Source organism: Mycolicibacter nonchromogenicus (assembly GCF_002101775.1).
GTDB lineage: Bacteria > Actinomycetota > Actinomycetes > Mycobacteriales > Mycobacteriaceae > Mycobacterium > Mycobacterium nonchromogenicum.
Genome location: NZ_LQPI01000072.1, coordinates 82,667 through 103,926 on the forward strand (window position 1 = coordinate 82,667; position 21,260 = coordinate 103,926).

A 21,260-nucleotide genomic window follows, 5' to 3' on the forward strand; every position below is an offset into this window, starting at 1 on the left:
CTCAGGGCGTCCGGCGGTAGATCAACCAGCGCAACTCCATCGGGCTTTCCTCGCGCGTGGTGCGGAACGCGTCTTGCCCGCTGACCCATTCGATGTACCAGCTGGTCTGCGGCCAGGCACCCTCAGGCAGGTGCGCCTTCTCGTAGTCGTGGACAGACTCGTCGGAGAGCAGCTGCAGGGGCAGACCCGACGCCGCCTCCGCCATCTCGCGGCGCGTGTACAGGCCCGAGTACACCTGCTGGCAGAACTCCCGGGCGGCGCTGTCCGGTTCGTAGCCGTCGTGCGCCAGGAAACTGTTGAACACCAGCTGTCCGCCGGGCGCCAGGCATCGAGCGGCGAGCTCGAACAGCCTGCGCAGCTCCGTGGTGGACCGGAAGTCGGTCAACACCTCAGAAAGCACCATCATCTGGTAGTCATTGCGCAGGTCGTCGGCGTCTTCGAATACGTCGCGCACGATCACGCGCACGTCCAACGACTCCGCCGCGGCGTCATTCACGAGCATCTCGGCGAACTTCGGGGTCATCTCGACGACGTCGACCGGATGTCCGCGACGTGCCAGCGCCAAGGCGTTACGACCGGTGCCCCCACCGATCTCGAGCACCCGATGTGAGGCAGGGTCGGCGGCTTCGAGCGCCAGATTCCACACCCGAGCGTCGGGTTCGGTGCCGAACAGCGGGGGTTTGCGGGTGTCCAGCCAGGCGGCGTAGGCGTCTGCGACGCTGCTCCACTGGGGGCGGACGGTGTAGTCCAGGGTGGGGCCGATCGGGGCGTTGTAGGAGATCACGATGTGCGAGCGCAGCGAATGCGAGTAGGCCTCAGCCAGCTGGCTTTCCAGCACTTCTCGCAGGTGTTCGAGTTCGGCGTCGCTGAACGGCTTGCCCAGGCCTGCGAACACGGTCGAGCACATCTTGACGTATTCGTCGATCATGCTCGGCACGGCCGGCAACCTGATGTCGCCGTTAATCTGGGCGCGGGTGTAAAAACGCCTGATCATGGCGTCCTTGGCCGCCTGGGCGCGATCTAGAGAGCTCACAGGAAAATCTTCCACAGACATCTTCTACACGATTGGCATTCGGTTCCGGGCAACAACGGCGGGTTGCGTCCTGCGATGAGCGTACGCCGCAGGGAAAAGCTACTCGGCGTGTTGGCCGACTATGCCGTCGAGTGAGCCGTGCCACCAGTGCGCTCAAGTCGCGGTGGACCCCAAGTAAGCTGGCCTATCGTGCGAAAACGGCGGCTGGGAGTCATGGGTGGGACGTTCGATCCCATCCATCATGGCCACCTGGTCGCCGCCAGCGAGGTGGCCGACCTGTTCGAGCTCGACGAGGTGGTCTTCGTGCCGACGGGCCAGCCGTGGCTCAAGGAACGCCGCGTCACCCCTGCAGAAGATCGGTACCTGATGACGGTGATCGCCACCGCGTCCAATCCGCGTTTCTCGGTGAGCCGCGCCGACATCGAGCGCGGCGGTCCCACCTACACCAAAGACACCCTGCGCGACCTGCGCGAACAGAACCCCGACGCCGAGCTCTACTTCATCACCGGTGCGGATGCGCTGGCCACCATCCTGTCCTGGCAGGATTGGCCAGAGATGTTCGAGATGGCGCGGTTCGTGGGGGTGAGTCGGCCCGGCTACGAGCTCAACGGCGACCATCTCGCTGACGCGCTCGGCTCCCTGCCGCCGCGCGCCCTGTCGCTGGTCGAAGTGCCGGCCCTGGCGATCTCGTCCACCGAGTGCCGCCGCCGCGCGGCAGAATCCCGCCCGATCTGGTACCTGGTACCAGACGGAGTGGTCCAGTACGTGTCCAAGCGCCGCCTCTACCAACCGACCCCCGGAGACCAACAATGACCGCGACACCCGAGGCCGTGCGGATGGCCACCGTGGCGGCCCGCGCCGCCTCGAACAAGCTGGCCGACGACGTCGTCGTCATCGATGTCTCCGCGCAGTTGGTCATCACCGACTGCTTCGTCATCGCCTCGGCCTCCAACGAGCGCCAGGTCAACGCGATCGTCGACGAGGTGGAGGACAAGATGCGCCTGGCCGGCTACAAGCCGGCGCGCCGCGAGGGCACCCGGGAAGGACGCTGGACGCTGCTGGACTACGTCGACATCGTGGTGCATATCCAGCACCAGGACGAGCGGGACTTCTACGCGCTGGACCGGCTGTGGAAGGACTGCCCGCTGGTGCCGGTGGACTTAGCGGACTCGACCGGTGAGTCGGCGCCCGAGGATGCGTCGTGAGGGTCCGCAGGCTGATCCTGCTGCGACACGGCCAGACCGAGTTCAATGCGGGCAGCCGGATGCAGGGGCAGCTGGACACCGTTCTGAGCGACCTGGGCCGGGCGCAGGCGGAGGCGGCCGCGGAAGTGCTGCGCAAACGGCACCCGCTGCTGATCGTGTCCTCGGATCTGTGGCGGGCCTACGACACGGCCACGGTGCTGGCCGAGCACAACGGGTTGCAGGTCAGGGTGGACACCCGGCTGCGGGAAACCCACCTGGGGGACTGGCAGGGGCTCACCCACGAAGAGGTGGACGCCGCCGCGCCGGGAGCTCGGTTGGCGTGGCGTGACGACGCCCGGTGGGCACCCCACGGCGGGGAGAGTCGCATCGACGTGGCCGAGCGCAGCGTTCCGCTCGTGCGCGAACTGGTGGCCGGGGAGCCGGACTGGGGCACAGCCGATCACGCCGATCAACCAGTCGTGCTGGTCGCCCACGGCGGGCTGATCGCCGCTCTGACCGCGGCCCTGCTGCGGCTGCCGGTGGAGAACTGGCCGGCACTGGGTGGGATGGCCAACGCCAGCTGGACCCAGCTCAGCGGCTACTCGCGCCCGGATTCCGAGCAGGACGACTTCGCCGATGTGCGGTGGCGTCTTGACGTCTGGAACGCCTCAGCACAGGTGGCCGGCGATGTCCTCTGACGCACGGAAGCCCGCGCAGGGCCGTCCCACGCTGCTGGTCTTCGCCGACTCGCTGTCGTACTACGGGCCCACCGGCGGCCTGCCCGCCGACGATCCGCGGATCTGGCCGAACATCGTTGCCGCCCAGCTGGACTGGGATGTCGAGTTGATCGGCCGGATCGGCTGGACCAGCCGAGACGTCTGGTGGGCGTCCACCCAGGACCCGCGGGCGTGGGCGGCACTGCCCCGAGCCGGGGCGGTCGTCTTCGCCACCAGTGGGATGGATTCGCTGCCCTCGGTGTGGCCGACGGCCCTGCGTGAATTGATCCGCTACGTGCGCCCGGCCTGGTTGCGCCGTTGGGTCCGAGACGGATACGGCTGGCTGCAACCCCGGCTCTCGCCGGTGGCGCGCTCGGCCCTGCCGCCGCATCTCACCGTGGAATACCTCGAGATGACCAGGGGAGCGATCGATTTCAATCGCCCCGGCATTCCCATCGTGGCGTCGCTGCCGTCGGTGCACATCGCTGACACCTACGGCCGTGCCCACCAGGGTCGAGAGCCCACGGTGCGCGCCATCACGGCCTGGGCGCAGAAACACAATGTGCCCCTGGTGGATCTGAAGGCCGCAGTGGCCGACGAGGTCATGAGCGGGCGCGCCAATCCCGACGGCATCCACTGGAACTTCGAAGCGCACCGGGCGGTTGCCGAGCTGATGCTCAAAGCGTTGAGTGAGGCCGGAGTCCCCGGCCCGCTGGGGTGATCGCCGCATGAGCGTCGTCGTGGTCACCGACTCGTCGGCCTGCCTGCCGCTCGAGACGCGTGACCGCTGGGGGATTCGCACGGTGCCGCTGCACATCCTGCTGGATGGAGCGGATCTGCGCGACGGAGTCGACGACGTGCCCGACGACATCTATGCGCGCGAACGCGTCACCACCTCCGGGGCGGGCCCGGAGGAACTGGCGGAGGTCTACCGGAATGCGCTCGCCTACAGCGCGGGCTCGGGGGTGGTGGCGGTGCACATCTCCTCGGCGCTGTCCGGGACTTTCGGCACCGCCGAACAGGTGGCCGGTCAGATCGGCTCCGGTGTGCGGGTGATCGACTCGAAGTCGGCGGCGATGGGAACCGGTTTCGCGGCCCTGGCGGCGGCCCGAGCGGCCGCAGGCGGCGCCGACCTGCACGGCGTTGCGGCAGCGGCCGACGCCGCCGTGCAACGCAGTCACGCCTTCATGGTGGTGCAGCGGTTGGACAACCTGCGGCGCAGCGGAAGGATCGGCAGCGCAGCAGCCTGGCTGGGTACCGCACTGTCCCTGAAACCGCTGTTGGCGGTCGAGGACGGCAAGCTCGTCCTGGCGCAACGGATCCGCACCGTCAGTAAGGCCGTTGCGTCGATGATCGACCGGGTCTGTGATGTGGTCGGAGATCGCTCAGCAGCGCTGGCGGTGCATCACGTCGCCAATCCGCAGGGCGCCCACGAGGTGGCCGACGCTCTGGCGGAGCGGTTGCCGGACTGTGAGCCGGCGGTGATCACCGGCCTGTGTCCGACATTGGCACTGCATGTGGGGGCCGGCGCGGTCGCGGTGTGTGTCGATGTCGACCCGGGTGGCGTCTGAGCGCGACGTCGGCATTGCCTACTGCGCGGGTGCTGCGAACCTGTCGGTGTCGGTGGAGTCTGCGCGGGGCGCGTGCGCGGCGATCCCGCGAATGTTGGTGTTGGGGCCCCACGGGCGGACCACCTGCGGCCACCAGAACCACTTGCCCAGCAACGTCGCGATCGACGGCATGAAGAACGCCCGGACCACAAAGGTGTCCAGCAGCAACCCGATTGCCACGGTGGTGCCATACATACCGATGGCCTTGAGATCACTGAAGAACATGATGCCCATGGTGGCGGCGAACACCATGCCGGCCGAGGTCACCACGCCGCCGCTGCCGGCCATCGCCCGGATATAGCCGGTCTTGAGCCCGGCGTGTATCTCCTCCTCGAAACGGGAGACCAGCAACAGGTTGTAGTCCGAGCCGACGGCCAGCAGGACGATCACGGCCAGCACCAGCGTCACCCAATAGATCTGCTGGCCGAAGATGTGTTGCCAGATCAACACCGAGATGCCGAATGACGCGGCGATAGAACTGGATGCGGTGCCCAGGATGACCACCGCGGCCACCAGGCTTCGGGTGATCATCATCATGATCAGGAAGATCAAGGTCAGCGATGCCACGATCGCGATCATCAGGTCGTATTCGGCGCCGTTCTGCATGTCTTCGTAGAGCGCAGCCATGCCGCCGATATAGACCTTGGCGTCGGCCAACGACGACTGCTTCAGGGCTTCCTGCGCAGCGATCCGCTCCGGCTCGACCCGTTTGATGCCCTCTGCGGTGGCCGGATAGGTCTGGTGCGTGACGAAGAACCGCGCCGACTTGCCGTCAGGCGACATGAACAGCCGAAGACCGGTTTGGAAGTCCTTATTGTCGAACGCTTCTGCGGGTAGGTAGAAGAAGTCGTCGTTCTTGGAGTCGTCGAAGCTTTGACCCATCATGATCTGGGTGTTGCTCAGATCCTCCATCTGATCGACGAACGCCGAGAACGTTGAGTGCACCGTCATCACCAGGCCTCGCATGATTCGCATGGTGTCGACCACGGCCGGCAGCAGTTCGACCGCCTGCGGCAGCAGGTGCGCCGTCTTGGTGATGTCGTCGGACAGGTGGTGCAGTTGCTCGGCGAGTTGGTCGAGGCCGTCGGTGGCGTCGAAGGTGTTGCGCAGTGCGTTGCACATCGGGATGTCGAAGCAGTGCGGCTCCCAGTAGAAGTAACTGCGCAGTGGACGGAACTGATCGTCGAATTCGGCGATGTGGTCGCGGATCCGATCGGAGACGTCCACGGTGTCTCGGGTGACCTCGGCCGTGTCGTCGAACGTCCGGTCGACCTCCTGGAGGTAGCCGTACATCTGGATCAGCAACTCGATGTCCTTGTCGAGTTGCTGGGAGATGGTGTCGATGTCTTTGATCCGGTCTTTGAGCGTCTTCACGTTCTGGATGATCAGCTGGTTGGAGACGCTGAGTTGAAACGGTATCGAGCTGTGCTGCAGGGGAATTCCCAACGGGCGGGTGATGTCCTGGATCATCCCGATCCCGACCACGCGCATGATGTTCTTGGCGACTCGGTCCAGCACCAGCATGTCGGCGGGATTACGCATGTCGTGGTCGGACTGGACCATCGTGATGTCCGGCGCCATCCGGGCAGACGAGAAATGCTTCTCCGCGGCCGCGTAGGCCACGTTGACCGGGGTGTCCTGCGGCAGGTACTTCCGGTCGTCGTAACCCGGTCTGAACCCCGGTAGGGCGACCAGGCCGATCATGATGACGGCCAGGCTGGCCACCGCGATAGGTCCGGGCCAGCGCACCACTGAGACACCGGCCCGGCGCCAGAACCCGCCCCGCCTGGCCGGCTTGGCGTCCAGCAGGCCGAAGCTGGTGGCCACCACCAACGTGGCCGGCCCCAGCGTGAGCGCGGCGGCGACCACCACAAGCATGCCCACCGAGACCGGGATACCCATGGTGTGGAAGTAGGGCAGTCGGGTGAAATACAGCATCGCTGACGCGCCGGCGATGGTCAGGCCCGAGCCCAGCACCACCGGGGTGACGCTGCGCACGGTGGTGTAGTAGGCCTCGACCCGGTCCTCGCCGGCCAGTCGGGCTTCCCGGTAGCGGCCGATGAGAAAGATGCCGTAGTCGGTGCCTGCGGCGATCGCGAGCATCACCATGATGTTGACCGCGAAGGTGGTCAGGCCCATGACGTTGTTGAAGCCCAGGACTGCGACGACACCGCGGGCACAGATCAGCTCGAGCAGGGTCAGGAACAGCTGCGTCAGCATCGCCGATACGGACCTGAAGACGATCAGGAGCATGATCGCGATCGCGGCGATGGTGAACAGGGTGATCTTGACCAGACTGGCGTCGCCGATCTGCCGCAGATCAGCAGTCAGTGCAGCCGGCCCGGCGACGTAGGCCTGGACTCCGGGCGGAGCGGGGGTGTCGTCGATGGCCTGACGGACCGCGACCACCGAATCATTGGCCTCGGTCATACCCTGGTTGCCGACCAGGTTGAGCATGATGTAGGCGGCCTTGGCGTCGGCGCTCTGCACCCCTGCCGCAGTCAGTCGGTCACGCCAGAAATCCTGGGCGTGCTCAACGTGTTGTTTGTCGGCGACGAGCTTCGCAACGATCTCGTCGTAGTACTGGTGGGCGGCATCCCCGAGTTCCTCTTCGCCGACCACCACCATCATCACGGTGCTGTTGGACTTGTATTCCTGAAAGTTCTCGCCCACCAGCTTGCTTGCGATCATGGACGGCGCGTCCACGGGCGCCAGCGGTGCCGAATGCTCTTCGGAGATGACTTCCAGCTGGGGCACAAGGACATTCACCAGCACCGTCAGCACGATCCAGGCGATGATGATCGGCACCGCGAATATCCGCAGCATGTGCGCGAAGAATGGCCGCTTGACGTGCGGATCCCGTTGGCTTTCCAGCTGTCCTGCGATGCGTTTGATCATCCGGATTTCACCAGGCAGAAGGTCTGGGCATTCAGGCCGGTGGCGCGGCGCTCGTCGAGCAGCCGGTCGTCGATCTTGATCCGGCAGCCGATCTCACCGGTGTTGCCCTGCACGATCATGTTGGCCATGACAGCGGGCAGGACCGTGACCACGGTGTAGCTCCACGGCAGCGGCACGCCGGTGAGCTGGTGGACGTTGGCCTCGGCGTCCCAGTAGTTGATGTCGGCGGTGGTACCGGGCGGCCCGAAAGCCTCGTAGGCCACGTATTTCGGGTTGAACTGGACGATCTCGATGCCAGCCCCGGCGTGCGGGTTGAGGTCTTCGGAGGCGAACACCCGGTGTAGTCGGCTGACGATCACGCTCGAGATCGCGATGACGACGATGAAAACCAGCGGAATCCAATACCGTTTGAGCAGACCTGCGGCCGAGATTCTCCCCATCGGACCGCCTTCCGCCTGCCGTGCGGTTGAACGTCGGCGCTGGCCGGTCTGGCCTCCCGGGCGAAAGCAACGATGTTTCCGCGAGTGGCGCCTTTCGGCAGCATAACCTTCGCCTGGCTAAGCACCCAAGTGGTGCTGCTGTGGCGCGGCCCTGACCTATGGGCCGCCGCCCGCGGCGACGCGACTTCAGCGGCGGCGGCCGGACTTCAGTACCATGGCCGCTGATGCACGCTCTGGGAAGAATCCTTCGATTTGGTGCGGTCGTCGTCGTGGCAGCGCTGGCGCTGGCCGGGTGCAGCGGCAAGGGCACGTCGGGCGCGTCCTCGCAGGAGTCGCCGGCTCCTGAGGCGACCTGGACTCGCCCCGACGCGCCACCTGACCCGCTCACCCTGCTCCGCGCCGGCGCCCTCGCGACCGCGCAGGTACGCGACAGTGTGCTGATCTTCATCGAGAGTCAGACCAGTGACTCCGGTACCTGGAAGGCCAGGGTGGTCACACCCGACGGCACCGAACATCAGGTCAAAGTCGACTCCGACGGGGTGTCCGTCCTGGTCGGCCCCACCACCACCGAGGACAGCGACGCCGACAAGGCCAAGCGGCGCGCCAATGTGAAGGGCACCCATCTGGACTACCGCGGCGCCGCGGAACGCGTACTGCGGGCAGTGCCCAACAGTTCGATCACCGAGCTCAGCCTGGTCGATATGAACGGCACGGTCGTCTGGGAAGCCGATGTGTGGGATGACAATCTGGCCGAACGTGACGTCACGATCGACGCCGCGACGGGGGCGGTCACCCTCAACCGGCAGGTCTGATTCGGCCGGTCAGGGCGCCGCGCGGCCGGTGACCGGCGGCAGGTCGGCGAGCGTGATGATGCCCGGCTGGGCGGCGACCACGGCGGGAACCGCGTTGGTCACCGGCATCGCGGTGTAGATCGAGCCCAGCCCGTTCAAGTTCGGTTCGCTCCAGTCCTTCGGCGGCAGGCAGTTGATCACGGTGCGCATGTTGGGCACACCGAACACCTGGATGACGTGGCCGTGTGCCACCGGCTTGGGCGGGGTGACCTGGTCGCCCATGATCCAGTTGAAGCCGACGCTGACCACGTTGCGCGTCCCCACCCAGCCGCGGTGATAGCCGAACACGCTGCCCACCGTGCCGGCCGGGATTTTCATGAAGCCCAGGTCGCTGTCGCCGGTGGCGGCGGTGAACTGCACGTCGAAGGTGATGCGGTCGAGGTGTGCGCCGATCGCATCGGCCATCATGGCCGCGGACTCGGCGAAGACCTCGCTTTCCCGGCGGACGCTCTCGGCCAGCCCGGGGGTTTCGGGATCCTGGCCGAAGCCCATCGCCGCCATGGTGGCCGCAGACTCATACGTCGAGCAGTCCACCGACTCGGTGATCCGGATCTCGTCCACTCGTTCGCACGCCCCGGACAGCACCATGCCGATCATGTTCGTCAGGCCGGGGTGTGCTCCGCTGCCGAACATGGTCGAGTTCCCGGCCCGGCAGGCGTCCTCGATGCGCTTGCGGTCCTCGGCGCTCTGCTTTCCGCCGGTGATCCAAGCCGCGGTCGAGCACACGTTCACCCCGGCCTCCAGCAGCCGGACCAACTCATCGATGCTGGGCCACAGCGGGTTGTAGCAGCACGCGTCCGGCTTCAGCGCGAGCAGCGCGTCGATGTCATTGGTGGCGGTGATCCCGGTCGGCTCCGGCCACCCGGCCAACTCGGCGGCATCCACCCCGACCTTGTCCCTGCCATGGGCGTAGACCCCGACGAGCTCCATGTCGGGCCTGCCGATGATGGCGTGCAGCGAGCGCTGCCCGATGTTCCCGGTGGTCCATTGGATGACGCGAAGCGGGCGGGGGGAAGCGGGCATCATGCTCCTCGGTGATGGGTGTCTCCACCTTAATTGGGGTGCGGTCGCAGAGGGTCTGTGGCAGCGTCGATCTGCGTGACCGGCACCCTAACCCAAACACTGATTCTGCGGACTGCCACCGACGACGATTGGGCCGCGATGGCGGTGCTGGGCGCCACCGGATTCGGCGAGGACTGGGACGCCGAATCGATGGCCGCCTGGCGAACCCTGACCACTCCCGACAGCGCCATCGTAGTGTGCGACGGCGATGCCGTCGTCGGAATGTCCGGCTACTTCGACCTAGAGATGACAGTGCCCGGCGGTGCGGTGCTGCCGACAGCCGGGATCAGCTTCGTGGTGGTCGCGCCCACCCACCGCCGGCGCGGAGTGCTGCGGTTGATGTACACCGAATTGCACCGGCGCATCGCCGATTCCGGATATCCGATCGCAGCGCTGACCGCCAGCGAGGGCGGCATCTACGGCAGGTTCGGCTACGGGCCGGCGACAGTGGACCATGAACTGACCATCGATCGCCGGTTCGCCCAACTGCATTCCGACGCGCCCGACCCCGGCGGGGTGCGACTGGTCAGAGCCGCCGACAGCCGCGACGAGTTCGCCGCGATCTACCAGCGGTGGCGCCGGCGCGTCCCGGGCGCCCTGGCGCGCCCGCTGGTGCTCTGGGATGACCTGCTCGCCGACCGGGAGAAGACTCGTGAGGGTGGCACCGAGTGGCAGGCGATGCTGCATCCCGACGGCTACGTGCTCTACCGGGTGCACCCCGGCGAGCCGAAGACGGCGCGCATCGAGGAGTTCCGGGCGGTGACCGCTGACGCCCACGCCGCGTTGTGGCGGGCGCTGCTCGGGCTGGACCTGATCGGAAAGATCGTCATCGAGACCCATCCGGACGATTCGATGCCCTACCTGCTGACCGATACCCGGCTGGCCACCACCACCGGGCGCTCCGACGGTCTGTGGTTGCGGATCATGGATATTCCGCCGGTGCTGACGGCTCGCCATTACGCCGCCGAGGCGCCCGAGCTGTCCGTCGTCGTGTCGGTGCGTGACGGATTCCGCAGCGACGGAGGGCGATTCGCTCTCACCATTCGCGACGGTCGCGCTGAGTGCGCCCCCACCGAGGGGGAGCCCGAGGTGGAGCTGGACCTGGATGTGCTGGGCAGCCTGTACTTCGGCACGCATCGGGCGTCGTCGCTTGCCAGAGCCGGCAGGCTCCGGTGTCGCGACGACGCCCTGGTGCGCCGTCTGGATGCGGCGTTCGCCCACGACGTCGCCGCCCAGATCGGCTACGGCTTCTGAGGCTAGACCTTGGCCAGGTCGTAGCTGCCGAGGTTGTCGATCAGGACGTGCAACTGATCCTGCGACGAGCCCAGGGTGTGTTCGATGGCGGTGAGCCTGGCCGCGTAGTGGCTCACCGGGTACTCCCAGGTGACCCCGATGCCGCCGTGCAGTTGGATGGCCTCCTGGGCGATGTGGCGCCCGGACCGGCCCACCTGCAGCTTGGCGCGAGCCGCGATCAACGGGTCGATGTTCCCGTCGGCGAGTGACATCGCGGCGTACATGCTCATGCTGCGGGCCAGTTCCAGCGACACGTACATGTCGGCGGCACGCTGGGTCAGGGTCTGGAAGGTGTTGAGCGTGACCCCGAACTGCTTGCGCGTCTTGAGGTAGTCGGTTGTCAGCCGCAAAGCCTCTTCCATCGCGCCGAGAGCCTCGGCGCACAGCGCCGAGGAGATGCGGATGAGCGCGCGCTCGATGGCGTCCGTGGCGTCGGTCGGCTCACCGAGCGCGGTGGCCACCGTTTCGGCGAAGTCGATCTGGGCGCCGCGCTGGCCGTCGAAGGTCCGGTAGGGCTGACGGGTCAGGCCGTCGGCGTCGCCCTCGACCAGAAACAGCCCCGTCCCGCCGTCCGGCAACGCGGCACTGACCACCAGCGTGTCAGCGCGATCACCGGTCAGCACGGGGTTCTTACGCCCGCTCAGGCGCCACGAATCACCTTGCTGCACAGCCGTGGTGGCCACTTTGGCCACCGCGCCGCGCATGCCCGGCTCAGTGTGGGCGAACGCCAGGATCTGCTCGCCCCCGGCGACGGCGTCGAGCAGCGCACGCTGCTGCGCATCGCCGCGCTCGGCGATCAGTGCCCCCGGCCCGAGGGCTCCGTGTACGACGGGCTCCGGTGCCAGTCGCCTGCCGATCTCGGTGAGCACCACCATGATCTCCAGCGGGCCGGACTCGTCCGGGTCGAAGCCCAGACCGAGAATCCCGATGTCCGCCAGTTGTTGCCACACCTCGGTGTTGAACCCAGGGTCGGCTTCGATGATCTTGTTGCGGGTTTCGGTGTCATAGCCCGACAACATCGAACGGGTGGTGTCGCGCAGCAGAACCTGCTCGTCGCTGAGTTGGAAGTCCATGGCTGTCATGCCTCCTAAAGGCCGAGAATGGTCGACGCGATGATGGTGCGCTGCACCTCGTTGCTGCCGCCGTAGATCGAGGTCTTGCGGTAGTTGAGGTACCGCGGCGCCGCAACCTGTGCCCAGTCGGGCGAAACGATGCCGTCGCCCGCCTCGAAGGGCAGCGCATCGGGCCCGGCCAGTGCCACGAACAACTCGGTGGCGGCCTGCTGCAGCTGGCTACCGCGCAGCTTGAGAACCGACGACGCCGGGTTGGGCTTTCCGTCGGCGGAGTCGCTGGAGACCCGCATCTGGGTGAGCTCGAGTGCGAGCAGATCGTTCTCGAGTTCGGCGACCCGGGCGGCGAACAACGGGTCGTCGAGGGCGCCCAGTTCCTTGGCGCGCTTCTTGAGCTCGGCGACACGCACTTTGGTGTGGGTCACCCCGGCGATGCCCGTCCGCTCGTTGCCCAACAGGAACTTCGCGTAGGTCCAGCCGTGGTTTTCCTCGCCGACCAGCTGGTCAGCGGGCACCCGCACGTCGGAGAAGAACACCTCGTTGACCTCGTAGCCGCCGTCGATCATCTTGATCGGCCGCATGGTCACACCGGGTGTCGACACTTCGAACAGCAGGAAGGAGATTCCGGCCTGCTTCTTGGGGGCCTGCGGGTCGGTGCGCACCAGGCAGAAGATCCAGTCCGCGTACTGGCCCAGCGTGGTCCAGGTCTTCTGCCCGTTGACGATGTAGCTGTCGCCGTCGCGCACCGCCGTGGTGCGCAGGCTCGCCAGGTCGGAGCCGGCTTCCGGCTCGGAGAAGCCCTGGCACCACCAGATGTCCAGGTTGGCCGTGGCGGGCAGGAAGCGTTCCTTGAGCGCCTGGGAGCCGAACTCCGCGATCACCGGGCCGACCATCTTGGCGTTGAAGGTCAGCGGTTCGGGCACCGAGGCCAGGTTCATCTCGTCGTGCCAGATCTGGTGCTGGGTCGGGGTCCAGTCCTTGCCGCCCCATTCCACCGGCCAGTTGGGCACCGCCAGGCCATGGGCGTTGAGGATCCGCTGCGTGGCGATGGTGTCGTCGGGAAGGATCGAGCGGCCCAGCCGACTGCGTTCGCGGATCTCGGCGGGGATCTCAGTGGTGAAGAAGGTCCGCATTTCATCGCGGAATGCTGCCTCCTCCGCGGTCAATGCCAGTCTCACGTCGACCTCCCGGTTGGTTGGGTGAACTCACGGTTGGTATGCACCCTAATCGCCACTCCCGCGGCCGTTCGGGGGAGGGCGTACCGCGCGCTTTGTACGCTGGACCACATGAGACGGTGGGTCGTCGCGCTCGGTGTCCTGGCGGTGTCTCTCGTGTCGTGCTCGGCGGAGCCAACGGAAAACACCGCCGCGGACTCGTCGCCGGCGCCCCGGCAAACACCGGCCTCGCGGCCGGCCGCCCATATCGGTCAGACGCTGGATCTCATGCGCATCGGCGGACAGCAGATCGCCGTGACGTTGATGGAGGTCATCGCACCGGCGACCGTCCCGAACGGCTGGGGCGCGGCAGGAAAGACCTACCTGGCGACCAAGCTGCGGATCGAGAATGCCGGAACCACGACCATCGTCGGCAACAGCAATAGTGACGTCTCGGTGGTGGGTTCCGACGACCAGAATTACGCCGCCGACTTCGCCACCGTGACCGAGTGCCAGGACTTCGGCTACGGCTGGTTCCTGATCCCGGCCGGGTCGTCGAACACCGGTTGCGTGGTCTTCGCGCTGCCCACCGGGGTCACGGCGGCCAAAGTTCGCTACTCGCCGTCGTCAGGCATCTCTGATGACATCGGGGAGTGGCTGAACCCCTGACGCGCTGGACCGCGGGTCCGCCGGCTGCGCACAGTCCGGGGTTGATCCCCAGACCGGCCCGGGGGGAGTGCTGAGTGCACGGTTTCGACGGTGTCGAGACCTACCGTCGGCGCATGGCACCAGAACTGCCCGGAGAGCGGCTGCAGCGCCGACTCGGTCTACTACCCGAACCCGACGGTGGCGAACAGCGCGACACCGATGACGAAGCCGACCAGAACGCGCTGCTGCCACGCTGGCTGCCCGAGGGCGCAGCCGAATCGGGATGGCTCGCCACAGTGCGGGCCGACCCGGGCCGCGCCGGTGCGATCGCCTTGGCGGTGATCGCCGCGGTGGCGGTACTGATCACGGTGTTCACCGTGTTGCGTGATCAGCCAGCGCCGGTGGTCAGCGCCAAACTGCCACCGGTGGAGATGGTTTCGGCTGCCGGCCCGCGCACCGAGGAATCGGCTGCCACGGCTGCGGCGCCGTCCGCCGAGCAGGTCGTGGTCAGCGTGGTCGGCCTGGTGCACAAGCCGGGGCTGGCGACGCTGTCACCCGGATCCCGCATCGCCGATGCACTGAGTGCGGCCGGCGGGGCCCTCGACGGTGCGGACACGGTCGGGCTGAATCTGGCCCGGCTCCTGGTCGACGGCGAACAGATCGTGGTCGGTCTGGCACCGCCGACGGGGCTGCCGGTGCTGGGCAGTTCGGTCGGTCCCGCCGCACCGGAAGCTCCCCGAACCAGCACCGTCCCGAGCGGGCCTGCGGCCAAACAGCCGGGCGAGCCGCTCAACCTCAACACCGCGACGGTCGAGGAGCTCGACTCCCTGCCCGGGGTGGGGCCGGTGACCGCGGCAGCCATCGTGGCCTGGCGCGACAGTCACGGAAAGTTCACCCGTGTCGACCAGCTCGGCGACGTCGACGGCATCGGTCCCGCGCGCCTGGAAAAGCTCCGTGCCCTGGTTCGTGTTTGAGCGTGACCTCGCCAGCGGCCGGACCGGTGCCGGCGGCCCGCCTCGACGTGCGGCTGGTGCCGGCGGCGGTGCTGGGCTGGATTGTCACCGCGGCCGGCATCCAGTGGCAGATCGGCGGCGTGCTGGCGGTGCTGTGCGCCCTGCTGGGGGCGGCCGCCGGCATGCTGCGGTGGTACGCCGGGCGGCGACAGTGCCACGGCTGGCGGCTGGTGGGTGCGGCGGTCGCCGCCGCATCGATGGCCGGGGCGGGTTTCGGGTGGGCTGTCGCGGTGCGTACCGCCTCCGTCGAGCACCACCCGATCACCGCCCGCTACGGCGCGACGGCGGCGGTGACGGTGACCCCCAGCGAGAGCCCGTTGTCGGTCGGCTCCCGGCGGGTGATGTTCCGGGCCACCCTGCAGCGCCTTGACGGCGCCGCCGCCTCGGGACGGGTGGTGGTATTCGCCTCCGGCGCCGACTTCGGCGAGGTGATGGTCGGCCAGTCGATGGCGTTTCCTGCCAAGGTCGGTCGCTCCGCCCGACGGGATCTGTCGGTGGCGGCGCTCACCGCCAGCGGCGCTCCGGTGCGTGGCCGGCCCGGCCGGGTCGCGCGGGCGGCGCATCAGGTTCGGGGCCGGTTCGCCGCCGCGGCCGCGCGAGTCCTGCCCGACGAGCAGGCCCGGATGCTGCCCGCTCTGGTACTCGGTGACACCTCGGCGATCACGGCCGCCACCGGCCGAGATTTTCGGGCTGCGGGGCTGACGCATCTGATGGCGGTCTCCGGGGCCAACGTGACGATCGTCTGCGGTGCGGTGTTGTTCTCGGCGCGCCTCGTCGGGCCGCGTGCCGCCGCGGTGCTGGCCGGGATTGCACTGATCGCGTTCGTGATCGTCGTGCAGCCCACGGCCAGTGTGCTGCGGGCCGCGGTGATGGGGGCCATCGCGCTGTTGGGTGTGCTCTCGGCGCGCAGCCGTCAGGCCGTGCCGAGTCTGGCGGCCAGCGTGCTGGTGTTGCTGGCGCTGGCCCCGCACCTGGCTGTCGACGTCGGTTTCGCGCTGTCGGTGGTGGCCACCGCGGCGCTGGTGCTCATCGCACCGGTGTGGACGGCTCGGCTGGTGGCGCGGGGATGGCCCCGGCCGCTGGCCGCCGCGGTCTGCGTGGCGTGGGCGGCCAATATCGTCACCGCGCCGTTGATCGCGGGTATCTCCGGGCGGCTCAGCCTGGTCAGTACGGTGGCCAACCTGGCGGTGGCGGCGCTGGTCGCGCCGATCACCGTCCTGGGCAGCGCGGCTGCGGTGTTGTGTGCGTGCTGGCCGGCGGGCGCCTGTGTGCTGATCCGATTCACCGGCCCGGAGTTGTGGTGGGTGTGCCACGTCGCGCGCTGGTCCGGCGCGATCCCCGCCGCCACCGTGCCGGTGCCGGCGGGACCGGCCGGGGTCGTCGGAGTAGCCGCCGCCGCGGTCTTGGTGGTCGCGTGTTGGCGATGGCGGTGGGGCCGCCGGATGCTGGCTGCGACGGCGCTGTGCCTGGTGGCGTGGTCGGCCGCGCAGGTGTTGACCGGCTGGGCGGGTGTCGGCGCAGCGTGACACGATTGGCGGGTGAGCCAATCGGTTTCGCCACTGCATCTGATCCTCGGGGACGAGGAACTGCTGGTCGAGCGGGCCGTCGGTCGGGTGCTCGCCGCGGTGCGGGCCCAGGCTGGCAGCACCGACATCCCGGTTGACCGGTTGCGTGCCGGTGAGGTCGAGGCGGGCGAACTCGCGGAGCTGCTGAGCCCGTCGCTGTTCGCAGACGAACGGGTGGTGGTGCTGGAGGCCGCTGCCGAAGCCGGCAAGGAGGCGGCGGCGCTGATCGCCGCCACGGCGCAGGACGTCCCGCTGGGCACCGTCCTGGTGGTGGTGCATACGGGTGCGGGGCGGGCCAAGGCGCTCGCAGGCCAGTTGCGCGAACTCGGTGCCGAGGTGCACCCCTGTGCCCGCATCACCAAGGCCTCCGAACGCGCGGATTTCGTCCGGGCCGAGTTCCGCGCACTCAAGGTCCGGGTCGACGACGCATGTGTGACAGCGCTGCTCGATGCGGTGGGTTCTGACATCCGCGAATTGGCCTCGGCCTGTTCGCAACTGGTGGCGGACACCGGTGGGCACGTCGACGCCGTCGCGGTGCGCCGCTATCACAGCGGCAAAGCCGAGGTGAAGGGGTTCGACGTCGCCGATCGGGCCGTGGTCGGCGACGTCGCCGGTGCCACGGAGGCGCTGCGCTGGGCGATGATTCGTGGCGAGCCGCACGTGGTCCTGGCCGACGCCCTGGCCGAGGCGGTTCACACCATTGCCCGAGTGAAGTCCAAGTCCGGGGATCCCTACCGGTTGGCCGGGGAATTGGGCATGCCGCCCTGGCGGGTGCAGAAGGCGCAGAAGCAGGCCCGATTTTGGTCGCCGGGGACGATGGCGGCTGCGGTGCGGCTGGTGGCCGCTCTCAACGCCGACGTCAAGGGTGCCGCCGCCGACGCCGACTACGCATTGGAGGCCGCGGTCCGCGGGGTCGCCGAGCTGGCCGACCGCTGATCCGGGCAACACGAAGGCCCCTGTTCGCAAGTGGAACAGGGGCCTACGCCCGCGGGCAATCCGCTAAATCAGAGCTGGTTGAGCGCCTTCGCCAGCGCCGACTTCTTGTTGGCGGCCTGGTTCTTGTGGATGACGCCCTTGGTGGCGGCCTTGTCCAGCTTGCGGCTGGTCGAGACCAGCAACTCGCCGGCCTTCTCCTTGTCGCCGGAAGCGGCGGCCTCGCGGAAGGCGCGAATCGCGGTGCGCACCGCCGACTTCACCGACTGGTTGCGCAGCCGGGCTTGCTCGTTGGTCCGGTTGCGCTTCACCTGCGACTTGATGTTGGCCACGGAGTAATTCCTTCGCAAAAGCTTGAGTTGGGTTCGCCTCCCGAGGTGGGAGCAACAGCTGTTCAGGGTACCAGCTGGTTGGGTAACTCCCCAACTCGCGTCAGCTGCGGGCGCTCACCTCGACTCGATGCAGGTCGTCGCCGAGTTCGATCGGCCCGTCGAACTCCGCGGCGGCCAGCGCGCGCCACTGCTCTTCCTGCCCGGGTGCGATGGCGGGCACATAGTGGGTCAGCACCAGAGTGCCCACCCCGGCCCGCTTGGCGGTCGCGGCGGCCTGGGCCACCGACGAGTGGTAGTCACAGATGTCGCGGATGCGCTGCTGGGGCATCAGCTCGATCAGGTCGTGCCGGATGACGGTGTGCACCAGAGCGTCCGCTCCGGTTGCCAGCTCGTCGAGGCTGTCGCAGGGCACGGTGTCGCCGGCCATCACCACCGAAGCGGTCCCGTCGTCGTCGGAGTGCTCGATCCGGAATCCGATGGTGGGCGTCACTGGCCGGTGGTCGGTGGGCGCCACGGTGATCCGCACTCCGTCGCGGTCCCAGACCTGGCCGGTGGTGTATTCCTGCACGTCGACCGGGGGAGGGGCCGTCAGATCGTCGTGGTGGGCGATGCGGTAGCCGATGTCGTGGCCGAAGGCACGCAGGGTCGCCTCCACCACTTCCGCGGTGCCCGGTGGTCCGATGATCGGCAGCGGCGGGGCGTCGGGGGTGAAGGTGGTGACCCACCGGGTGATCAGCAGATCACCCAGGTCGGCGATGTGGTCACTGTGCAGGTGGGTGAGCAACAGCGCCGACAAGGCATTGGCTGAGCCACCCACCGCGGCCAAACGCTGCTGCACCCCCCGTCCGCAGTCGACCAGCAGTTGCTGGCCGCCGGCTCGAATCAGGGTCGACGGGCCGGCGCGGTTCGGGTCGGGGATTGGGCTTCCGGTGCCCAGCAGGGTGATCTCAATCGTCATGACGACACATATGCCACAGATCGCGGCCGCGCGCTGCGTGATCGGCAGAGTTTCGTTATCGCCACCCCCTTCCGTCCCAAATGGCCTAGCCTGGTGTGAAGCAGATCACTGCGGCGGGAGGCTTCAATGCGGATCGCGGATGTATTGCGGAACAAGGGCGCGGCGGTGGTGACCATCCATCCGGATGCCACCGTCATGGAGTTGCTGGCCGGCTTGGCCGAGCACAACATCGGCGCCATGGTGGTGATCGGATCCGACGGCCTGGAGGGGTTGGCCTCCGAACGCGACGTGGTCCGTCAATTGCACGTCCACGGCGCCAGTCTGCTGGCCCGCCCCGTGTCGACCATCATGACCCGCCTGGTGACGACCTGTGCCAAGGCCGACTCCGCCGACGAGGTCAGCATGCTCATGACCGAACAGCGTGCGCGTCACATACCGGTGCTCGAAAACGGCCGATTGGCGGGGATCGTCAGCATCGGCGACATCGTCAAGTCTCGGATGGAAGAGCTGCAGGCCGAACGCGAACAACTGCGCACCTACATCGCGCAGGGCTAGCTGCGACGGCCGGTCGAGGGTGCGGTCCCGTCAACTCCACGCGTAGTCGCTGCGCAGTCGGGCCGCCACCACCTCGAACATCGCATGCTCCAGGATGGCGCCCTCGCGTCGGATCGATTCCTCGGGCACGTCGAGCACCCGGTCGAGTCGTACCCAACTGACCCGGCGCTCGTCATCCCAACTGCCCGCACCGATGCTGACCCAATTCGGGTCCTCGGCATGTCGTTGCCTGCTGGACAGCATGAGACCGAGCAGCGTGGTGCGGTCGCGGCCGACGACCAGCACCGGCCGGTCCTTGCCGCGGTCCGGCTCGTCCTCGTAGGCCACCCAGGTCCAGACGATCTCGCCCGGGTCGGCGCGACCGTTGAGATCGGGTGCGTAGACCAGTCGGCGCGCCCGGTGCGCGGTGGGAACACTGCTGTCGGTCACCGGGCGCCCAGCGGCGATGTCCGTCGGTTCGGTCGCCGCACCGCTGAGCATCTGCAGACCGATCTTGATGCCCTGCTCGATGCCGCGCTGGATGCGCTGCTGTACCTGCGGTGCCTGCTCGAGTTGGCGGATGAACCGGGGGGCTTCGGTGAAGACCAGGTTCTCCGCGAACCGCTGCACCGACTGCCATGGGGTCTTCCGCGGGGAAGCCATGCTCGCAGCATAGGCGAAACTCGTTTGCCGCACCGGATTCTGATTTCTGGAGCAGTCATCTCACCGGCCTGACGCCCTGGCGGCGAGCGTGAGCGGTATCTGTACGAAAACTGATGGGCCAGTTGCGTTGTCCGCGGAGATACGTCAGCGTGCGGTACAGGAATGTTGATCAACCGGGGCCTTCTTGTCGACGGTGAGGCGCGGCTATTCATGCGGTGGGATCAGCGAAATTGACAGAGCCTCGGCTGCTTTCATGAGCAACGGCGCTGTGCTCGACGGGGACGGCGCATCTTCGGCATCGTCGCCGCCTAGCCGCAGCCGCAACCCTCGACGATGCCCTCGAGCGTTGCGGCCAGCTGAGCTTGTCGGTCTGGTCGTTAACTTGATTGGCCTCCTGAGGTCCACTTCAGTCCTTTCCGGCAGAATCGGTGGTCGGATATGTGGGCTGACGTGCTCAGATTCCCGGTTCGACTGAGGGAAGCAGGGCTGGAGCCCAAGAAAGCCAAGATCCAAGTGAACATTCACTTGTGTTGATCACAGGCCTTTGTTAGATTTGAGGCTGTTACAGCAATGACGCTGGGGGGAGCGTCCGGCGGGGTTGGGGAACCATCGCCGGGCAGTCAGTGTGAAGGGCGTTTGGGGGGGATCGATATGCGGAAATTGGGTGTGCTCGGCAGCTTTGCCGCTGGTATGGCACTCGCGTTGGCGCCGTTGGCGGCTGCCGACGATTCGACCGACTTCGACTTCAGCGGGGTGCTGTCCACCCAGATTGAGTCGATGAACTTCCTCTTCGCATCACAGGCAATCCTGGCCGGTGTCAGCGACAAGGTCATCGACGTCAGTGAGGAGAACCCGTTTCTGACCATCGACCAGGCCGACGTGAACGCCGCCCTGGGGACGATGCTCTACGGGTTCAACTGGGAAGATGAAATCTCTTCCGACCCAGGGGCCTACAGCCTGTTCAACGGCGCGTTGACGCAGTTCTACGACGCCAACAACGTGCTGTTGTTCGCGATCCTCAACGGCGGCGAGCAGATCGAGTTCGAAGACGCCGCCGACTACCTGTTCGGGTCCGACGCAGCGATCGCCGCCAGCCTGGCCGGCGAAACCGCCTGGGAAGACGCCGCAAACTTCTTCATGGCAGGCGTCGCCGACCTCGGCGGCTACTTCGCGATCGACCTGTTCGCGATCGACCTGTAATTGTCGTTCGGAAACGCAGCCCCCGGAGATCGGTCTCCGGGGGTTTCGTTTTGCGGCCTCCGCCTCGCTACCCTGACTAGGCAGTACGCACCACCGCCCGCCG

General features: G+C 67.4%; 22 protein-coding genes. 13 read left to right on the forward strand and 9 right to left on the reverse strand.

The features are described 5' to 3' along the window. Position 1: 1 nt before the first annotated feature. Positions 2-1,054: a class I SAM-dependent methyltransferase gene (locus AWC18_RS18135; RefSeq protein ID WP_420093359.1), complete on the reverse strand. Its 1,053-nt coding sequence runs from the start codon at positions 1,052-1,054 to the stop codon at positions 2-4. 192 nt (positions 1,055-1,246) lie between these two features. Here AWC18_RS18135 and nadD point away from each other — a divergent pair, with 192 nt between their 5' ends. The 5 genes from nadD to AWC18_RS18160 are packed head-to-tail and all read left to right on the forward strand — an operon-like array spanning position 1,247 to position 4,504. Then, positions 1,247-1,846 carry a nicotinate-nucleotide adenylyltransferase gene (gene nadD, locus AWC18_RS18140; protein ID WP_064998372.1) on the forward strand — a complete coding sequence of 200 codons (600 nt, stop codon included), beginning with the start codon at positions 1,247-1,249 and terminating at the stop codon, positions 1,844-1,846. After that, complete coding sequence (gene rsfS / locus AWC18_RS18145; RefSeq protein WP_085139631.1) at positions 1,843-2,238, forward strand: ribosome silencing factor; 396 nt, start codon at positions 1,843-1,845, stop codon at positions 2,236-2,238. Before nadD ends, rsfS begins: the two co-directional genes overlap by 4 nt. After that, the gene (gene gpgP / locus AWC18_RS18150) at positions 2,235-2,915 is read left to right on the forward strand and encodes a glucosyl-3-phosphoglycerate phosphatase (protein WP_064998374.1); all 681 of its coding nucleotides are present in this window, start codon (positions 2,235-2,237) and stop codon (positions 2,913-2,915) included. Before rsfS ends, gpgP begins: the two co-directional genes overlap by 4 nt. Next, positions 2,905-3,654 (forward strand): diglucosylglycerate octanoyltransferase, encoded by a 750-nt coding sequence (octT, locus tag AWC18_RS18155; protein ID WP_085139632.1) that lies wholly within the window; start codon positions 2,905-2,907, stop codon positions 3,652-3,654. The genes gpgP and octT overlap by 11 nt, the downstream gene beginning before the upstream one ends. A 7-nt stretch (positions 3,655-3,661) precedes the next feature. Beyond that, positions 3,662-4,504 (forward strand): DegV family protein, encoded by an 843-nt coding sequence (locus AWC18_RS18160; RefSeq protein ID WP_064998376.1) that lies wholly within the window; start codon positions 3,662-3,664, stop codon positions 4,502-4,504. 18 nt (positions 4,505-4,522) lie between these two features. On the opposite strand, the gene AWC18_RS18165 is transcribed toward AWC18_RS18160, so the two are convergent. Both AWC18_RS18165 and AWC18_RS18170 read right to left on the reverse strand, forming a co-directional pair. Next, the gene (locus tag AWC18_RS18165; protein ID WP_085139633.1) at positions 4,523-7,441 is read right to left on the reverse strand and encodes an MMPL/RND family transporter; all 2,919 of its coding nucleotides are present in this window, start codon (positions 7,439-7,441) and stop codon (positions 4,523-4,525) included. Next, entirely contained in the window at positions 7,438-7,881 is a 444-nt protein-coding gene (locus tag AWC18_RS18170) for an MmpS family transport accessory protein (protein WP_085139634.1), read from the reverse strand. The genes AWC18_RS18165 and AWC18_RS18170 overlap by 4 nt, the downstream gene beginning before the upstream one ends. A 224-nt stretch (positions 7,882-8,105) precedes the next feature. Here AWC18_RS18170 and AWC18_RS18175 point away from each other — a divergent pair, with 224 nt between their 5' ends. Then, positions 8,106-8,693, forward strand: a complete 588-nt coding sequence (locus AWC18_RS18175) for a PepSY domain-containing protein (RefSeq protein WP_165607230.1) — start codon at positions 8,106-8,108, stop codon at positions 8,691-8,693. Between the two features lie 9 nt (positions 8,694-8,702). Here AWC18_RS18175 and AWC18_RS18180 read toward each other — a convergent pair whose 3' ends face one another. After that, complete coding sequence (locus tag AWC18_RS18180) at positions 8,703-9,755, reverse strand: NAD(P)H-dependent amine dehydrogenase family protein (protein ID WP_207504808.1); 1,053 nt, start codon at positions 9,753-9,755, stop codon at positions 8,703-8,705. Positions 9,756-9,830: 75 nt separating this feature from the next. Between AWC18_RS18180 and AWC18_RS18185 the strand changes: the two genes are divergently transcribed. Beyond that, entirely contained in the window at positions 9,831-11,048 is a 1,218-nt protein-coding gene (locus AWC18_RS18185) for an enhanced intracellular survival protein Eis (protein WP_109560135.1), read from the forward strand. Positions 11,049-11,050: 2 nt separating this feature from the next. Here the strand turns inward: AWC18_RS18185 and AWC18_RS18190 are convergent, their stop codons facing one another. Next, entirely contained in the window at positions 11,051-12,160 is a 1,110-nt protein-coding gene (locus tag AWC18_RS18190) for an acyl-CoA dehydrogenase family protein (RefSeq protein ID WP_085139635.1), read from the reverse strand. Positions 12,161-12,174: 14 nt separating this feature from the next. Beyond that, positions 12,175-13,335 carry an acyl-CoA dehydrogenase family protein gene (locus AWC18_RS18195; protein ID WP_085139636.1) on the reverse strand — a complete coding sequence of 387 codons (1,161 nt, stop codon included), beginning with the start codon at positions 13,333-13,335 and terminating at the stop codon, positions 12,175-12,177. 108 nt (positions 13,336-13,443) lie between these two features. Here AWC18_RS18195 and AWC18_RS18200 point away from each other — a divergent pair, with 108 nt between their 5' ends. The 4 genes from AWC18_RS18200 (at position 13,444) to holA (ending at position 17,473) form a co-directional block, all read left to right on the forward strand. Next, the gene (locus AWC18_RS18200) at positions 13,444-13,980 is read left to right on the forward strand and encodes a DUF4352 domain-containing protein (RefSeq protein WP_064998383.1); all 537 of its coding nucleotides are present in this window, start codon (positions 13,444-13,446) and stop codon (positions 13,978-13,980) included. Positions 13,981-14,093: 113 nt separating this feature from the next. Further along, on the forward strand, positions 14,094-14,933 hold the full coding sequence (locus AWC18_RS18205; RefSeq protein WP_085139677.1) for a ComEA family DNA-binding protein: 840 nt from the start codon (positions 14,094-14,096) through the stop codon (positions 14,931-14,933). Between the two features lie 47 nt (positions 14,934-14,980). Then, entirely contained in the window at positions 14,981-16,498 is a 1,518-nt protein-coding gene (locus tag AWC18_RS18210; RefSeq protein ID WP_085139678.1) for a ComEC/Rec2 family competence protein, read from the forward strand. A 12-nt stretch (positions 16,499-16,510) separates the two neighbouring features. After that, positions 16,511-17,473, forward strand: coding sequence for a DNA polymerase III subunit delta (holA, locus tag AWC18_RS18215; RefSeq protein ID WP_064998385.1), 963 nt, complete (start codon positions 16,511-16,513; stop codon positions 17,471-17,473). Positions 17,474-17,541: 68 nt separating this feature from the next. Here the strand turns inward: holA and rpsT are convergent, their stop codons facing one another. Further along, the gene (gene rpsT / locus AWC18_RS18220) at positions 17,542-17,802 is read right to left on the reverse strand and encodes a 30S ribosomal protein S20 (RefSeq protein WP_064998386.1); all 261 of its coding nucleotides are present in this window, start codon (positions 17,800-17,802) and stop codon (positions 17,542-17,544) included. A gap of 100 nt (positions 17,803-17,902) precedes the next feature. Then, on the reverse strand, positions 17,903-18,760 hold the full coding sequence (locus AWC18_RS18225; RefSeq protein ID WP_064998387.1) for a ribonuclease Z: 858 nt from the start codon (positions 18,758-18,760) through the stop codon (positions 17,903-17,905). A gap of 126 nt (positions 18,761-18,886) precedes the next feature. Here AWC18_RS18225 and AWC18_RS18230 point away from each other — a divergent pair, with 126 nt between their 5' ends. Further along, positions 18,887-19,315: a CBS domain-containing protein gene (locus tag AWC18_RS18230; RefSeq protein WP_064998388.1), complete on the forward strand. Its 429-nt coding sequence runs from the start codon at positions 18,887-18,889 to the stop codon at positions 19,313-19,315. Positions 19,316-19,345: 30 nt separating this feature from the next. On the opposite strand, the gene AWC18_RS18235 is transcribed toward AWC18_RS18230, so the two are convergent. After that, positions 19,346-19,957, reverse strand: a complete 612-nt coding sequence (locus AWC18_RS18235; RefSeq protein WP_085139637.1) for a type II toxin-antitoxin system PemK/MazF family toxin — start codon at positions 19,955-19,957, stop codon at positions 19,346-19,348. Positions 19,958-20,608: 651 nt separating this feature from the next. On the opposite strand from AWC18_RS18235, the gene AWC18_RS18240 reads away from it, so the two are divergent. Continuing rightward, on the forward strand, positions 20,609-21,157 hold the full coding sequence (locus AWC18_RS18240) for a hypothetical protein (RefSeq protein WP_234806580.1): 549 nt from the start codon (positions 20,609-20,611) through the stop codon (positions 21,155-21,157). Positions 21,158-21,260 lie beyond the last annotated feature (103 nt).

Excerpts from the sequence above, each read along its gene's own strand:
- AWC18_RS18135 (WP_420093359.1), bottom strand. The coding sequence starts at position 1,054 with ATGTCTGTGGAAGATTTTCCTGTGAGCTCTCTAGATCGCGCCCAGGCG.
- nadD (WP_064998372.1), top strand. The coding sequence starts at position 1,247 with ATGGGTGGGACGTTCGATCCCATCCATCATGGCCACCTGGTCGCCGCC.
- rsfS (WP_085139631.1), top strand. The coding sequence starts at position 1,843 with ATGACCGCGACACCCGAGGCCGTGCGGATGGCCACCGTGGCGGCCCGC.
- octT (WP_085139632.1), top strand. The coding sequence starts at position 2,905 with ATGTCCTCTGACGCACGGAAGCCCGCGCAGGGCCGTCCCACGCTGCTG.
- AWC18_RS18160 (WP_064998376.1), top strand. The coding sequence starts at position 3,662 with ATGAGCGTCGTCGTGGTCACCGACTCGTCGGCCTGCCTGCCGCTCGAG.
- AWC18_RS18165 (WP_085139633.1), bottom strand. The coding sequence starts at position 7,441 with ATGATCAAACGCATCGCAGGACAGCTGGAAAGCCAACGGGATCCGCAC.
- AWC18_RS18170 (WP_085139634.1), bottom strand. The coding sequence starts at position 7,881 with ATGGGGAGAATCTCGGCCGCAGGTCTGCTCAAACGGTATTGGATTCCG.
- AWC18_RS18175 (WP_165607230.1), top strand. The coding sequence starts at position 8,106 with ATGCACGCTCTGGGAAGAATCCTTCGATTTGGTGCGGTCGTCGTCGTG.
- AWC18_RS18180 (WP_207504808.1), bottom strand. The coding sequence starts at position 9,755 with ATGCCCGCTTCCCCCCGCCCGCTTCGCGTCATCCAATGGACCACCGGG.
- AWC18_RS18190 (WP_085139635.1), bottom strand. The coding sequence starts at position 12,160 with ATGGACTTCCAACTCAGCGACGAGCAGGTTCTGCTGCGCGACACCACC.
- AWC18_RS18200 (WP_064998383.1), top strand. The coding sequence starts at position 13,444 with ATGAGACGGTGGGTCGTCGCGCTCGGTGTCCTGGCGGTGTCTCTCGTG.
- AWC18_RS18205 (WP_085139677.1), top strand. The coding sequence starts at position 14,094 with ATGGCACCAGAACTGCCCGGAGAGCGGCTGCAGCGCCGACTCGGTCTA.
- AWC18_RS18225 (WP_064998387.1), bottom strand. The coding sequence starts at position 18,760 with ATGACGATTGAGATCACCCTGCTGGGCACCGGAAGCCCAATCCCCGAC.
- AWC18_RS18230 (WP_064998388.1), top strand. The coding sequence starts at position 18,887 with ATGCGGATCGCGGATGTATTGCGGAACAAGGGCGCGGCGGTGGTGACC.
- AWC18_RS18235 (WP_085139637.1), bottom strand. The coding sequence starts at position 19,957 with ATGGCTTCCCCGCGGAAGACCCCATGGCAGTCGGTGCAGCGGTTCGCG.
- AWC18_RS18240 (WP_234806580.1), top strand. The coding sequence starts at position 20,609 with ATGCGGAAATTGGGTGTGCTCGGCAGCTTTGCCGCTGGTATGGCACTC.